This is a genomic window from Aetokthonos hydrillicola CCALA 1050 (genome assembly GCF_017591665.1).
Classification (GTDB): domain Bacteria; phylum Cyanobacteriota; class Cyanobacteriia; order Cyanobacteriales; family Nostocaceae; genus Aetokthonos; species Aetokthonos hydrillicola.
In genome coordinates, this window is record NZ_JAAKGC010000396.1 from 1 (window position 1) to 1,378 (window position 1,378).

The 1,378-nt window shown below is 41.9% G+C and carries 1 protein-coding gene and 1 pseudogene; both read right to left on the minus strand.

Translation table 11 applies throughout. From position 1 onward, the window contains the following. Window positions 1-135 precede the first annotated feature (135 nt). Window positions 136-585 (minus strand): YlqD family protein, encoded by a 450-nt coding sequence (locus G4P69_RS38265; protein ID WP_208345494.1) that lies wholly within the window; start codon window positions 583-585, stop codon window positions 136-138. A 42-nt stretch (window positions 586-627) separates the two neighbouring features. Continuing rightward, a pseudogene (locus G4P69_RS38270) lies at window positions 628-1,248 on the minus strand (long-chain fatty acid--CoA ligase); the annotation flags it as partial. Between the last annotated feature and the right edge of the window lie 130 nt (window positions 1,249-1,378).

The following is a 1,378-nucleotide window of genomic DNA, read 5'->3' on the forward strand; positions in this document are numbered from 1 at the left end:
TGAGGGTTTGGGGTGTGGGGATTGGGGATGGGGGATTGGGGATTGGGGATTGGGGATTAGGGATTGGGGATTGGGGATTGGGAATTGGTAAGAAATTCTTTCCCAGTACCCAGTCCCCAGTACCCAGTCCCCAAATTATACGTCTCCGCGAATTTCTTCAACAACTCCATCGCGTAGGACTACTTCGACTTGCAGTTTACTAATCAGGTTATCACCAGGTGATACATTGAAAAAGCCTTCCAATTGGAATTGGTTGACTTCCTGATCCAGCTCTAAAAACTGCACCTGTTGCAGATTTTGTAGACTTTGATTTTTTTGTTCTAGCAGCTCACTTTTCTTTTGATTAATTTGAACCTGGACATTTTCAATTTGCTGCATGGTCTGGGGACCAGGCGGTTGTAGGCTCTGCTTTTGAATTTCTGAGATTGCTCGCTGTCCTTGGATGTCTAATTGTTGCAGCTGCTGATCAATTTGATTTATTTGAGCTTGTAGTTGCTGCTGTACTTCGTCTTTCCAAAGAGAAGTCACAATTGCTTTAACGTTAACAACGCGTTTTAAAAGTAGTTCAGATTTAGAGACATCCATATAGGTTTGACGTTCACTCTTGTTTGTTTGTAGTTACGATCATCAGGAAAACATGCCGTTAATAATATCGCGATAGCGTTCCATCACAACATGTCTTCTGATTTTCATGGTTTGTGTCATCATGCCATTTTCAATAGAAAATGGCTCCAGAATAAGTTTAAAGGAAGTAATGCGATCATCTTGTCGGTAACCTGGACGATTTTGCACTTCCCGATTTAATTCTTGCCGAAATAAATCCTGAATTATTTTACTTTCAAGATCTACTTCAGTATTGGGTACAGAGTCTTCACTTTCTCCAATGGTTCCTTCTTCTGGTAGATGTAGGCTGAGATTTTGAGTTTCACACCATTTTTGCAGCGCTGCTAAATTGGGAACGATTAAAGCACCGATACTGCGCTGATCTTGCCCAACGAGCATAATCTGGTCAATGTAGGGCGATCGCAAACAAGCATCTTCAATTGGCTGCGGTTCGATGTTCTCCCCATTGGTTAATACAATCGTATCCTTTGCTCGTCCGGTCAAGACCAAATCATTTTTAGGCGTTACCCAACCTAAATCCCCGCTATCAAACCAACCATCTTTGTCAATTGCTTTTGCTGTAGCTTCCGGATTATGGTAATAGCCTTGCATAATTTGTGGTCCTCGTAACAGAACCAAACCTCGTTATGGCGTTGGTGGAAAGCCGGTAAACTACCTCATCCTGCTAAACAATCACCGTCAGGCACAGTATTAGTTGACTTTACACCACAAAATGAATCTCAAAAAAACTAGAACCGCAAAATTTGCTAGAGAG

Excerpts from the sequence above, each read along its gene's own strand:
- G4P69_RS38265 (WP_208345494.1), bottom strand. The coding sequence starts at position 585 with ATGGATGTCTCTAAATCTGAACTACTTTTAAAACGCGTTGTTAACGTT.